This window comes from Barnesiella intestinihominis YIT 11860 (assembly GCF_000296465.1).
In the GTDB taxonomy this organism is placed as follows: Bacteria; Bacteroidota; Bacteroidia; order Bacteroidales; family Barnesiellaceae; genus Barnesiella; species Barnesiella intestinihominis.
This window is the reverse complement of the sequence record NZ_JH815206.1, coordinates 266417-280636: the sequence shown is the minus strand read 5'-3', so window position 1 is coordinate 280636 and position 14220 is coordinate 266417. Positions and strand designations below refer to the sequence as shown.

At 44.7% G+C, this 14220-nt stretch carries 7 protein-coding genes and 2 tRNA genes; 5 read left to right on the top strand and 4 right to left on the bottom strand.

The features are described 5' to 3' along the window. Positions 1-52: 52 nt before the first annotated feature. Both polA and mfd read left to right on the top strand, forming a co-directional pair. On the top strand, positions 53-2833 hold the full coding sequence (polA, locus tag HMPREF9448_RS13115; RefSeq protein WP_008863059.1) for a DNA polymerase I: 2781 nt from the start codon (positions 53-55) through the stop codon (positions 2831-2833). Positions 2834-3109: 276 nt separating this feature from the next. Next, positions 3110-6454 (top strand): transcription-repair coupling factor, encoded by a 3345-nt coding sequence (gene mfd, locus HMPREF9448_RS13110; protein WP_008863058.1) that lies wholly within the window; start codon positions 3110-3112, stop codon positions 6452-6454. On the opposite strand, the gene HMPREF9448_RS13105 is transcribed toward mfd, so the two are convergent. Further along, positions 6393-7805, bottom strand: coding sequence for a mechanosensitive ion channel family protein (locus tag HMPREF9448_RS13105; RefSeq protein WP_008863057.1), 1413 nt, complete (start codon positions 7803-7805; stop codon positions 6393-6395). The two genes, mfd and HMPREF9448_RS13105, sit on opposite strands and share 62 nt — an antisense overlap. 155 nt (positions 7806-7960) lie before the next feature. Continuing rightward, complete coding sequence (locus HMPREF9448_RS13100) at positions 7961-9739, bottom strand: glycoside hydrolase family 10 protein (RefSeq protein WP_008863056.1); 1779 nt, start codon at positions 9737-9739, stop codon at positions 7961-7963. A gap of 277 nt (positions 9740-10016) precedes the next feature. On the opposite strand from HMPREF9448_RS13100, the gene ychF reads away from it, so the two are divergent. Then, positions 10017-11120 carry a redox-regulated ATPase YchF gene (gene ychF / locus HMPREF9448_RS13095; RefSeq protein ID WP_008863055.1) on the top strand — a complete coding sequence of 368 codons (1104 nt, stop codon included), beginning with the start codon at positions 10017-10019 and terminating at the stop codon, positions 11118-11120. Between the two features lie 74 nt (positions 11121-11194). On the opposite strand, the gene HMPREF9448_RS13090 is transcribed toward ychF, so the two are convergent. Further along, positions 11195-12871, bottom strand: a complete 1677-nt coding sequence (locus tag HMPREF9448_RS13090) for a S41 family peptidase (protein WP_051008928.1) — start codon at positions 12869-12871, stop codon at positions 11195-11197. Between the two features lie 28 nt (positions 12872-12899). After that, entirely contained in the window at positions 12900-13892 is a 993-nt protein-coding gene (locus HMPREF9448_RS13085) for an adenosine kinase (RefSeq protein WP_040296322.1), read from the bottom strand. 82 nt (positions 13893-13974) lie between these two features. Between HMPREF9448_RS13085 and HMPREF9448_RS13080 the strand changes: the two genes are divergently transcribed. Next, positions 13975-14048 (top strand) — tRNA-Asn (locus HMPREF9448_RS13080). Positions 14049-14067: 19 nt separating this feature from the next. Beyond that, positions 14068-14141 (top strand) — tRNA-Asn (locus HMPREF9448_RS13075). The last annotated feature ends 79 nt before the right edge of the window (positions 14142-14220 follow it).

Here is a 14220-nt window from a genome sequence, read left to right as displayed (position 1 = left end):
ACCGCATTACAAAGATGCTTTTTTAATTCTTATCTACAAACAGCATACCCTTATGCAAGAGAAACGACTATTTTTATTAGACGCTTACGCACTGATTTACCGTTCTTACTATGCGTTCATCAAGAATCCGAGAATCAACTCCAAAGGGATAAACACCTCTGCCATTCTGGGGTTCGTCAACACGCTCGAAGAATTGTTGAGAAAAGAAAATCCCTCGCATATTGCCGTCGGATTCGATCCGCAAGGTCCCACATTTCGCCACGAGGCTTATGAACAATACAAGGCTCAACGGGAAGAAACTCCCGAAGTAATACGCTATTCGGTCCCGATCATCAAAGAGATTATCCAAGCCTACAACATTCCCATTATAGAAGTTCCCGGCTTCGAAGCCGACGATGTCATAGGCTCGCTGGCAAAACTTGCCGAAAAAGAGGGCTTCGACACCTACATGATGACACCCGATAAAGATTACGGGCAATTGGTATCGTCACACATTTTCATGTATCGGCCCAAGTTCGGCGGCGATTTCGAAATTTTAGGACCGGAAGAGATAAAAACGAAATACGGCATACAATCACCCGAACAGGTTATCGACATATTAGGATTGATGGGTGACAGTTCCGACAACATACCCGGCTGTCCCGGAGTGGGAGAAAAAACGGCGGTCAAACTGATTGCCGATTTCGGAGGTATAGAAAACCTGCTTGCAAACACCGATCGGTTAAAAGGAGCCTTGAAAACCAAAGTGGAAGAAAACCGCTCGCAAATAGAGTTTTCCAAGTTCTTGGCAACCATCAAGACCGACGTACCCTTGACTTTCGACGAAAAATCACTTCGACGGGAACCTGTAAACAGTGAAAAACTGAGACCCATCTTCGAAGAATTGGAATTCAGAAACCTTACCGAAAGAGTATTGGGAAACCAACCGACAACGCCGACACCTAAAAAAACGGTACAACCCTCCCTGTTCGACAATGTCCCCGAAACTGAACAAACAGACGACTCCGCGCCCCAGTCGAATTTGGCTAATATCGCATCGATTCCGCACACCTATCATTTAACCGACACCCCTGAAAAGATGTGGGACTTGGCGGCATTGCTATCCTGCGCATCGGCATTCGCATTCGACACGGAGACAACCGGTGTAGACCCGATGAATGTAGAGTTGGTGGGACTTTCTTTCGCCCTAAAAGAGCACGAAGCCTATTATATTCCCATTCCAGAGGACCAAGAAAAAGCTCGGGAAATCGTAAACATCTTCAAATCGGCTCTGGAAAATCCCAAATCCTTGAAAATAGGACAAAATATCAAGTACGACTATATCGTCCTGCATAACTACGGGATACATGTCAAAGGCGATTTCTTCGATACAATGGTGGCTCATTACCTGTTACAACCCGAACAGTACCACAATATGGACTATCTGGCGAATGTATATCTCAACTACGAGCCTGTGTCCATCGAAAAACTCATCGGTCCGAAAGGGAAAAAACAACTTTCCATGCGACAAGTCCCGGTAGAACAAGTTTGCGAATATGCCGCCGAAGACGCCGATGTTACCTTGCAACTGAAAAACCGGCTCGAAAAAGAGTTGAAGACCGAAAAAATGGAAAAGCTCTTTTACGACATCGAAATGCCATTGACAAAAGTTCTCGCCGACATGGAAATAACCGGAGTCAATGTAGATATAACCGAATTAAAAAGCTCCTCGGATATTCTCACTCGGCGCATGAACGAGTTGGAACAAGAGATTTTCCAATTAGCAGGCGTTACATTCAACGTAAGTTCGGCACGACAAGTAGGCGAAGTCCTTTTCGAACGATTGAAAATCGATGAAAAAGCCAAAAAGACAAAGACGGGCCAATATTCCACGACCGAGGAGATATTGGAAAAACTTCGGTCCCGCCACCCCATCGTAGGTAAAATACTCGATCAAAGAGGCATTCGCAAACTATTGAGTACCTATATCAATGCCCTGCCCGAATTGATCAATCCCAAAACGGGAAAGATACACACCTCGTTCAACCAAACGATTACCTCCACCGGACGACTCAGTTCCAGCAACCCGAACTTGCAGAACATACCTATCCGCGACAACGAAGGGCGGGAAATACGCCGTGCATTCGTACCGGATAAAGACTGCGTTTTCTTCTCGGCCGACTACTCGCAAATAGAATTGCGTATCATGGCACACCTGAGCGGAGACCGGCACATGATAGAAGCATTCCGGGAGGGATCGGATATCCACGCAGCCACAGCCGCAAAAATTTACAAAGTTCCTATCGATGCCGTAACTGCCGATATGAGAAGAAAGGCCAAGACAGCGAACTTCGGTATCATTTACGGCATATCGGTATTCGGCCTCGCCGAACGACTGAATATACCACGGAGCGAAGCGAAAATATTGATCGACGGATACTTCGAAAGTTATCCGCAAATCAAAGAGTATATGAATAAAAGTATCGAAGTTGCTCGGGAAAAAGGCTATGTGGAAACGATTTGCGGCCGGAAACGAATGTTGCCCGACATACATTCCCATAACAGCGTCGTGCGGGGATATGCCGAACGAAACGCTATTAACGCCCCGATACAAGGGAGTGCAGCCGATATCATCAAAATCGCTATGATACGTATCGCCAAACGATTGGAAAACGAGCATCTACGAAGCCGAATGATTTTGCAAGTACACGACGAACTCAATTTCAATGTACCCGTCGAGGAAATCGAGAGAGTAAAAGCTATCGTCTGCGAAGAGATGGAAAACGCCTATCCGTTGCAAGTGCCGTTATTGGCCGACTCCGGTGTGGGCCACAACTGGCTGGAAGCCCACTGACCATAGAGAAAACACAGGAACAAATATTGCGACCGATAAGAAGCTGTTTTAAATTTATTCCGAGACAGATTGAGACCTATGTTGAAGCAGATTGGAGTCCGAGATATGCAGTCAATAGCGGGCTATTGACAAAAATCAAGGGATTCAAGATGCAAGACAGGGGTTCAATATGGCCGGAACATACCTGCTTGCAATGATAATATTATTTCTCAATAAATTTAAAACAGCTTCTAAATTAATGTGTAATTTTGTCGACGGTTAAGACGGTTTATAGGAATGGATATTCAGAACTTTTCTGCGCTTTTTAACACTCCGGCGAGACGTGAAGCGTTTTTGAAACTCATTAAAGACAACAAGACAAAGCACATTTTTATACAGGGACTCGAAGGTTCCTCGATAGCGCTTTTCTTTTCCAATCTTCTAGAACATAAACAGGCACACATCATCATTGCAAACGATTTGGACGAAGCCGGTTATCTGTACAACGACTTGGTGCAAATAAACGGTAACGACCACATTCTTTTATTTCCATCTGGATACAAGCGGGACATCAAATACGGGCAACCCGACCCCCCTTCCGAAATACTGAGAACCGAAGTTCTGAACCGCCTGTGTCAAAAAGGAGAGTCCCTGTTGATAGTCACTTATCCCGAAGCTATCGCCGAAAAGGTTGTCCCGGTCAATATGCTTTCCGAACAGACCCTTCACATCGACAAAAATTCGAAGTGCGACATCATCACACTATCCGACAAACTGAGAGAACGAGGGTTCGAAGAAGTGGACTACGTGTACGAACCCGGTCAGTTTGCTGTACGGGGTAGTATTCTCGACGTCTTTTCGTATACCAACGAATTGCCCTATCGTATCGATTTTTTCGGTAAAGAGGTAGAAAGCATTCGTACTTTCGAAGTGGAAACACAACTTTCCACCGGAAAATTGGAAGAAGTTTATATCGTTGCCAACGTATGCGGACAGGAAGCCTCCGGCATCTCCATACTCGATTTCATCGATAAAAACACGATTTTAATCTGTCACAATCTGTCATGGGTGATCGACAGAATTTCAACCATAGCTTCCGAATCGCTCTCCGAGCAAACCCTTATCGCCGAAGAGGGCGACCGCTATGCTATGCAAAAAATTATCGATGTAACAGCTTTTCAAAAAAAGATAACTACATTTCAAAGGATAGATTATGGAGCAAGCAGTGAAGCGAATGCGCCGGCGGCCATTCGTTTCAACTGCGCACCACAAGGTGTTTATCACAAAAATTTCGATTTAGTCAGCCAATCGTTCTCCCAATTCATCGAAAAAGGCTACACTCTTTACATACTCAGCGACAGTGAAAAACAGATAGAACGATTGCAAGCTATTTTCGAAGAACGAGGCGATTCCATCTCGTTTACACCAGTATTGAAAACCTTGCATGAGGGATTCGTCGACAACGATTTGAAAATAGGTTGTTTCACCGACCACCAGATATTCGATCGGTTTCACAAATACACTTTGAAAAGCGAGCATGCGCGTTCAGGGAAACTGGCTCTTTCCTTGAAAGAGCTCAACCAGATAGAAGTCGGCGACTACATCGTACATGTGGATCACGGTATAGGTCGTTTCGGGGGATTGATACATACCGAGATCAACGGAAAAATACAAGAGGTCATTAAACTGACTTACCAAAACGACGATATTATTTTTGTCAGCATTCACGCCTTGCACAAATTGGCGAAATACCGGGCAAAAGAGGGAGAAGCTCCTCGTATCAACAAACTGGGAAGCGGTGCTTGGGAACGCATGAAAGAGAAGACAAAAGGCAAGATGAAAGAGATTGCCCGCGACTTGATAAAACTCTATGCCGCCCGTAAAGAGGAAAAAGGATTCGCTTTCTCGCCCGACTCGTTCCTGCAACAAGAACTCGAAGCATCGTTCATTTACGAAGATACTCCCGACCAGATAAAATCCACAGCCGAAGTGAAAGCCGACATGGAACGCGAACGCCCTATGGACAGGCTCATCTGCGGCGACGTGGGTTTCGGGAAAACCGAAATTGCCATACGTGCGGCATTCAAAGCCACCTGCGACAACAAACAGGTCGCAGTACTCGTGCCTACCACCGTATTGGCCTTCCAGCATTACCAAACCTTCAAAGAGCGATTGAAGGAGTTCCCGGTACGTATCGAATACCTCAGCCGAGCCCGGAAAGCATCAGAAGTAAAATCCATTTTGAAAGACCTCGCCGACCGCAAAATAGATATCATCATAGGAACCCACAAACTCATCGGGAAAGACGTGAAATTCAACGACCTCGGGCTTTTAATTGTCGACGAAGAACAAAAATTCGGAGTGGCCGTAAAAGAGAAACTCAAACAGATGAAAGTGAATGTCGATACCCTTACGATGTCGGCAACTCCCATACCTCGCACCTTACAATTCTCTTTAATGGGAGCACGCGACCTTTCGGTTATCTCTACCCCTCCGGCCAATCGTTACCCTATCCAAACCGAAATACACGCTTTCAACGACGACATTATCAAAGAAGCGATTAACTTCGAGATGAGCCGAGGCGGGCAGATTTTTTTCGTCAACAACCGTATTCCCCAACTGTACGAACTCGAAAACACGATTCACCGGTTGGTTCCCGACGCACGTGTCGTGATCGGGCACGGACAAATGCCACCCGAAAAATTGGAACAGGCAATTATCGACTTCGTCAACTATGATTATGATATTTTACTGGCTACTACCATTATCGAGTCGGGAATAGATATGCCAAACACCAATACGATAATCATCAACGATGCGCAAAACTTCGGATTAAGCGAACTGCATCAACTGCGGGGACGTGTAGGCCGCAGCAACCGAAAGGCATTCTGTTACCTGCTCACTCCACCACGCCACACATTCTCGGTAGATGCCCGCCGACGGTTACAAGCCATCGAAAGTTTCTCGGAATTGGGAAGCGGCATACACATCGCCATGCAGGACCTCGACATACGAGGAGCCGGTAACCTCTTAGGAGCGGAACAAAGCGGTTTCATCGCGGATTTAGGCTATGAAACTTACCAAAAAATTTTAAAGGAAGCTGTCGAAGAATTGAAAAACGATGAATTCAGCGACCTCTATTACGGAGCCGATTCGGATACGAAACCCGAAGAGTTCGTCTCGGAATGTACCATTGAGTCCGACTTGGAAATCTTATTCCCGGCAAACTACGTACCGCAGGAATCCGAGCGTATCTCCCTATATCAAGAGCTCGACAACATGGAGCGTGAAACCGATATACGACAATTTTGCGAGCGCTTGGAAGACCGTTTCGGACGCATACCCCACGAAGCTATGGAATTGATTCGGGTAGTCCGGTTAAGACGGCTGGCTAAACAATTAGGAATCGAGAAAGTAGGGTTGAAACAGGGATACATGTATCTTTACTTCGTTTCGGACGAGCATGTCGCCTATTATCAATCCGCTGCATTCGGTCGCATCTTAGGATTCTTGCAAAAAAATCCCAAACTTTGTAAATTGCGGGAAATAAACGGTCGCCGCTCGTTAGCTATAAAGGACATCACTTCGGTGGAATCGGCGGTATCGGTTTTGGAGGAGGTGTTGCAGACACCTCCGGTTTAGCAGAAGACGGCACTTCCGTATTTTTCTCTTTCATGGTTCCCCACGGAATACCCCACAACTCATCGGGATTATGGCCGGCCGTCAATAGAGCCGAATTAATATAATCCCGCCCCGACGGATTTTGGAACGGATACAGGCCGAACCGGGGCATGATAGCAGCATAATGTTCGAAAATTTCGGCTTGTATAGATTCATAGCTTACCCAATTTTTATTAGCCGAAAAGCAATATAACTGCAAAGGCAACCCGTTATCGTTAGGATCTAACGTTCTGACCATAAGAGTCAATTGATCGTTAATAAACTTATGTTGTTGTAAATAAAGAGTCATGTAAGCTCTGAAAAGCCCTAAATTCGTCTCGATCGTTCCGTTCACCAGCCCCGCGCTATTTTCGGTATTTTCTACAATTCCTTTTTGTTGTTGAGACTCTTTTTTCTCGATGAAATCGCGCAGAATATCGATTTGTTTCAAATTTTGCAATAATTCGGGGGTACAAAATTTTACCGTGTTCAGGTCGATGGTAAACGAGCGCATAATACGACGGCCACCCGAATCGGACATTCCGCGCCAGTTTTGTACCTCCCCTGAAATAAGCGAATAAGGAGGAATCGTCACTATGGTATTATCGAAATTCTGAACCTTCACCGTATTCAACGAAACATCGATAACGACTCCGTTCACGGCGCCACCCGGCACGACAATCCAATCGCCATTCCTTATCATATCGTTTTGCGAGAGTTGTACACCGGCGACAAAGCCCAATATGCTGTCTTTAAATATCAACATCAGCACTGCGGCAAATGCGCCCAGTCCGGTAATCAAAGCCATCGGCGAACGTTCTATCAAAATAGATACCGCAATAATCACCCATATCCCTATCAAAAGTCCTTTGATAATTTGTATCATTCCCTTCATCGGCCGATCCCGAAATGCGGTACGACGAGAATAGATACGCCAAAAGACCGAAATTTGCGTATTGATCGAGAAAACGAGGACTCCGAGCAGATAAATCCAGCAAACTTTTTCGATAATCCGTAATAATTCGGGAGTTCCGTGAAAAGCAAATGGCAACAGAGATAAAATCACCAACGGCGGGATAACATGCGTTATATGGGTAAAGACTTTGGCTTCGACCAACCCTTTCAACAGATCCCCTCCTTTATATTTTATAATCCGATGAATCACATAAATAACAATCATTCTCAAAATCCTTGCGACCACAATAGCGATCACAAAAACAAGAATACCATACACGATTCTATCCCAAACCGGCGAAGACTCTCCCGTTATTCTATGCAATAAAGAAGATACCCATTCCATGAGCCGGTCGGCTACTTCATAAGCTTTATTCATCAAATATCTTTTTTGTTAAAACGTTTTCATACCCCAGAGAGTTCACTACCGATCAGAGATCGGGTAACCCGCTTAAATAAGTCTCAAACAAAAAAAGAAATTCCTTTCAGAAGGAATTTCTTTTTTCCACAATAAACGAAAACTAATATATGCAACTATTGAACCGCCACTTTCGTTCCATTAACAATATACATTCCTGCTGGAACCGTTATTTCTGAATTTCCACCCGAAACTCTGACCATACGAATCAACTGCCCGGTAAACGAATATATATAAATATCCATATCCTTTGGAACAGAAACATAGATAGCTCCCGATCCTCCATAAACGACAAGGCTGTCGACAATTCCCGACTGAACACCCGATGGAGTTTTAATATAAGGTTGTGACTCGTTTCCATAAGGATCGATAGCCGTTATAGCATACACATATCCCGATTGAGTATAAGAAGAAACATCTATACTTTTTTCCCATGTAACTCGCTTCAAATAGGCCGATGTTTCATAGGCTTGAGGATTATTAGCCACGCGACTGGGTACGAAATACACGGCATAACGTATCGTTTCATCTGCATCAGCCGACCAGCTCAACATATTTCCCGACACCGAAATATCGGTAATATCGGGCAAATCACAGGGCGTTTTCCAGCTCATAACGGGCGTTAACGCCGGTTCGGTAAATTTATTCTCGGCGACATAAGTATCCAACCCGTAACTGAAAAACTGCGTCGTATTGAAAAAGACGTGTCCGGGAGCCCCCATCAGATCGGTCGATCGGTTCATATCCACTTCAAACCCGCACTCTTCCGTACCTTTGGCTGCTGTCGCGGCGATAGAACGTTCCACCATCGACAAACCGTTATATTCGTTCTCGCTCATGCCGAGCCGACGCAATACACTTTTCATACGCTGCGGACTATTTTGGGGCATCGTAGAAATTCGCATACTCGAATAAAAGTGTCTGTCCATCGTCTTGGCCACCTTCGCCCACCACGGAACCAATGTCTTATACCCCCAAACATGAGTGTTGAAACTCGGCCAGTAACATTGTGGCGAAATATAGTCTATCGTTTTCGCTTTCAACCAAGCCACTCCATCGCAATATAGTTGGGAATAGGCACTCGTTCCTCCGCTTGTATTCAAATACTCTATACCATACGAAGCGGCGACACTACTGCTACCGCCCCATATCCCGAAAGGCCCTATACCGAATTTCACGGTCGGTTTCGTCTCCTGTATCATAGCGTAAATATCGGCGATAAGTTTGTTGCAATTCTCACGGCGCCAATCCCCCACATTTTTCCCTTCGGGTTTATATAGACTCTGAGAATAGGCATCTTCATTTTTAGTGCCTTCGTAGGGGTAAAAGTAATCGTCGAACACAATACCGTCGACATTGTACTTGGTGACTATATCTTTGATAACCTTCACCAAATACTCGATTACCTCGGGATTCCCCGGGTCGAGAATAAAACTCGACGAATACTCCAACAGCCACTCCGGGTGATTCTTACGTATGGAATCATCGGCTCCGTTCATATTTTTTTCACTCTCATAGCGATATGGATTGATCCATGCATGAAGTTCCATTCCCCGCTTATGCGCCTCCTCTATGGCAAACGCCAGCGGATCATATCCCGGATCGACCCCACGTGTTCCCGTCAAAAACTTCGACCATGGCTCGTAGGCCGAATTGTACAAGGCATCCGACATAGGACGCACCTGCAACCAAACCGCATTCATACGGGCCGCCTGCATACCATCGAATATCTTAATCAGAGCGGCCTTTTGCTCTTCCGAAGTCTGGGTCGATTTGGGCCAATCGATGTTACTCACCGAGGCCAACCATGTTGCACGAAATTCACGTTTTGGAGATTCGGCCCAACACCCCCAAATAATACCGATAGTTAAAAAAAGGAAGGATAATTTTTTCATGTTATTCACAAAACATTAGTGTATTTTGCAAATATATCCCTTTAAATCAATTCTTCAAGGCTATTTTATTTAAATAAATAAAACGACACATAAAATATATAATTATTATACAAAATCGCTAATTGAACATAATACACAGAAGTAAGAAAAGAATCGCTATCTTTGCAAGGAATATGAAAACAGATTACGTTTCGTCGTAATCAAACGACTTTGCGTCTGTTTTCGTGCAGTATTTTGCAACAAATTATTTCGATTATAACCGAAACAATATTATATAATGAGTTTACAATGTGGCATAGTCGGCTTACCTAACGTGGGTAAATCGACTCTTTTCAATTGTCTGTCCAACGCAAAAGCGCAATCGGCAAATTTCCCGTTCTGTACCATAGAACCTAATGTAGGTGTCATTACAGTACCCGACGAACGATTAAACAAACTGGCAGAACTGGTGCATCCGCAACGAATAGTCCCCACCACTGTGGAGATTGTCGACATCGCCGGATTGGTCAAAGGAGCCAGCAAAGGCGAAGGTCTGGGAAATAAATTCTTGGCGAACATCAGGGAAACCGATGCAATCCTGCATGTATTGCGTTGCTTCGACGATGACAACATTACCCACGTGGACGGAACGGTCAATCCGGTACGCGACAAGGAAATCATCGATTTCGAACTCCAACTGAAAGACTTGGAAACCATAGAATCGCGCATTTCCAAAGTCCAAAAACAGGCTCAGACAGGAGGAGACAAAGCAGCAAAGGTTACATACGAGGTTTTAAGCCGATACAAAGAAGCCCTCGAACAAGGGAAGGCTGCTCGTACCGTCACTTTCGAGACCAAAGACGAACAGAAAATAGCTCATGACCTTTTCCTGCTTACCAACAAACCAGTAATGTATGTCTGCAACGTAGACGACAACAGCGCCGTATCGGGTAACAAATACGTGGATATGGTGCGCGAAGCCGTTAAAGACGAGAATGCCGAAATCCTTATCTTGGCAGCTAAAACAGAATCGGAAATCGCCGAGTTCGAAACTTACGAGGAACGACAAATGTTCCTTCAAGAAATAGGCTTGGAAGAATCTGGCGTTTCCCGTCTGATCCGAGCGGCTTACAGCTTGCTCAATCTCGAAACCTACTTCACCGCTGGACCTCAGGAAGTACGAGCATGGACCTATTTGAAAGGCAGTAAGGCTCCTCAATGTGCAGGTATTATCCATACCGATTTCGAAAAAGGTTTTATCCGAGCCGAAGTAATCAAATACGACGACTATATCGCTCTCGGTTCCGAAAACGCTTGTAAAGAGGCCGGTAAAATGTACATCGAAGGAAAAGAATATGTCGTACAAGACGGCGACATCATGCACTTCCGATTCAACGTATAATTTACACAGTCATTACCATACAAAAAAATGCGATGAAAATTCATCGCATTTTTTATATCCTCCTTCAAGAACCGTCAATGCTTTCCCGATAGATTCAAAATCTCGTCATAGCGGGATTTATTGCCCAAAATACGACAAGCCTCCTTTAAATCTTTATCGTTTTTGATCGACTCTATAATTTCGCCTTTCTGATAATAATACCGTTTCACAATCTCTATCGAAAGCAATTCAGCGATTTCATCGTGAAAAGTCTCCAAATCCCTATCCAAATCGTGATTCAAACAAGCTTCAAGCGCTTCGAACTGCTTCTGCGTGTTTTCATCGAAATATCCTTCGAATTTAGCGACCTCCTTTAAGTCGGACAATATCCGTTCACTCTGTTTGTCGTATTTGAAATCCTTCGATTTCACAAAAGCTTTGAATCCCTCGTATTCTTCGTCGGACAATTTAAAATCTTTCGGAGCCGGAATCGTATCGTGCTCGGCTGCATACCGAGTCGCATAATCGAAGAAATAGAAATCTTTCATCAAATAATAACTGATATTCCCCCGCCTTTCCATCGAAGTTTCCACATCGGGTTTTATACCGCCTCCGTCACGGACAATCCTACCGTGAGCGGTCTTGAACTCGTGGGTAAGGCTATCGGGAATACGGGCGACGCTCCCGTCGGGATTGCGATGCGAATAATCGATAGCTTGTATCAAACGTCCGCTGGGTATATAATAACGAGCGATCGTTACCTTCAACATACCGTTATAAGGCAAAGGCCGTGTGGATTGCACTAATCCTTTGCCATAAGAACGCGAACCGATAATCACAGCCCTGTCGAGGTCTTGTAAAGCTCCGGCCACGATTTCCGAAGAAGATGCGGTTCCTCCGTCGATCAGCACGGCCAAAGGCATTTTCACATCGACTGGCTCCTGAGTGGTTTTATAAATCTTATCCATCTTCTTATTTCTTCCCCGGGTAGAAAGCACCTCTACCCCCTTCGGAACAAATAAATTGACAATCTGCACGGCCTGCTCCAAAATACCACCGCCATTACTGCGCAAATCGAGAACCAACGAAGTTATCCCCCGTTTTTTCAAGTCTTGTAAAGCCCGTTTCACTTCTCCGGCCGAAGTATCGGTAAAACTACTCAAATAAATATACCCCACGCTATCGCATACCACATCGTAATAAGGTACGGCAGGCATTTGTATCTTCTTACGAGTTAACTCGAAAGAGAGCAGGTCTTTCACACCGGGACGTTCGACCGTAACTTTCAACTGCGTATTCGCAGGTCCTTTCAACCGCTCGCTCACCTTCGCACTCTTCCACCCCAACACAGTATCGTTATCGATCATCACGATTTTATCTCCGGGACGCAAACCCGCTAATTGAGCCGGCATACCCTCATACGGCTCCGAAATGTAAACGGCATTATCCCGCTCCATAATGAAAGAACCGATACCCGCATATTCTCCGGTAGTCGAAAAGAAAAAATCGTCTTTCTCTTTCTCAGGTATATATTCGGTGTAAGGATCCAGACGCGCCAACATCGCATTTACACCGTCGCTAATAGCCTTCTCGGCATTAATCGTATCGACATAAAACATATTCAATTCCTTAAAAAGAGAATTGAATATATCGAGGTTACGTGATATTTCGAAATTTTTCTCGTCAGATTTGCCTGCCCATATCGGATTTATAAATCCCGAACAAAAAGATAATACCGTTACTGTCGCAAAAGTCAACCTTATATTTTTCATTTCACTTCTTTTAATCACACGAAGATAACTAATGCCGAATATCTTCGGCAACCATAGAAGATACTTTTAACTTTATTTCAGTCCAAATCTCATCGCTCATCTTAGTACCGATTACTTTAATCACACGACCCGCCAATAAAGAACCGATAGCACCGCAAACTCCCAACGAGCAATTTTGAGAAAGACCGTAAAGAAATCCCGAAGCATATAAATCCCCGGCTCCCGTAGAATCTACCCGAACCTCTGGTGTCGCAGGGACCTCGGTAATTATACCTTCACACCCTACGAAAGAACCTTGTGCTCCACATTTTACGACAGCGATCCTACAATATCGCGACAATATCTCTGTCGCTTTACGGGGCTCTTCGCCTGTATAGGCCAATGCCTCTTCCTCGTTCGCAAATAGAATATCCACATAATTCTCAACCAAATCACGGATAATCGCATAATTATCTTTTACTACATTATAACTCGCCATATCGAAAGAAACAGACAAGCCGGCCTCTTTTGCCAATTGTACGGCTCGTAAAATCAACGAAGTGTCTTGTACCAAATACCCTTCGATATGCAATATATCATATCCTTCGAACATTTCGGCAGAGATCTCCTCGGCGCACAAAGTAGCCGCTGCACCCAAGAATGTACCGAAAGTCCGCTCTCCATCGGGAGTTATCATCGTCATGGCACAACCCGAAGCCTGTTCTCCTTCGATCAACAAAGTCTGCACGCCATTGCGCTCCATATCCTCCCGGAAGAAGCGGCCATAAGCATCCCGACCTATTTTCCCGATGAATCCGCTCTCTATTCCCATACGGGCTACTCCCGAAACAGCATTAGCGGCCGACCCGCCTGATGCTAAGGTGGTTTCCAGCCCTTCGAAAACCGACATGATTCTCAAAAGCTTCTCTTCGTCTATAAGTTGCATACCGCCTTTCAACAGCCCCATCTCATCGAAACACTCGTCGGAATGTAACCGTGCAAGTACATCTGTAAGAGCATTTCCCAATCCTACTATCCTCATTCTGGAAATTTTTTTTGCAAATATATTGCATAATTGGAAATAAGCCATTACTTTTGCAACGCATTTTTAACGAATGCGATCTTCTTCAGTAGCTCAGTCGGTTAGAGCATCTGACTGTTAATCAGAGGGTCGTTGGTTCAAGTCCAACCTGAAGAGCCGATTTTGATATTTTTATTCTTCAGTAGCTCAGTCGGTTAGAGCATCTGACTGTTAATCAGAGGGTCGTTGGTTCAAGTCCAACCTGAAGAGCTTAGGGAGTTCGTTCGTAAGACGGACTCTTTTTGTTCAATCAAACCAATAAATCATGGACGATTCAAACTCACGAACG

Bases quoted from the DNA above. Each gene is read 5' to 3' on its own strand.
- polA (WP_008863059.1), top strand. From the start codon at position 53: ATGCAAGAGAAACGACTATTTTTATTAGACGCTTACGCACTGATTTAC.
- mfd (WP_008863058.1), top strand. From the start codon at position 3,110: ATGGATATTCAGAACTTTTCTGCGCTTTTTAACACTCCGGCGAGACGT.
- HMPREF9448_RS13105 (WP_008863057.1), bottom strand. From the start codon at position 7,805: ATGAATAAAGCTTATGAAGTAGCCGACCGGCTCATGGAATGGGTATCT.
- HMPREF9448_RS13100 (WP_008863056.1), bottom strand. From the start codon at position 9,739: ATGAAAAAATTATCCTTCCTTTTTTTAACTATCGGTATTATTTGGGGG.
- ychF (WP_008863055.1), top strand. From the start codon at position 10,017: ATGAGTTTACAATGTGGCATAGTCGGCTTACCTAACGTGGGTAAATCG.
- HMPREF9448_RS13090 (WP_051008928.1), bottom strand. From the start codon at position 12,871: ATGAAAAATATAAGGTTGACTTTTGCGACAGTAACGGTATTATCTTTT.
- HMPREF9448_RS13085 (WP_040296322.1), bottom strand. From the start codon at position 13,892: ATGAGGATAGTAGGATTGGGAAATGCTCTTACAGATGTACTTGCACGG.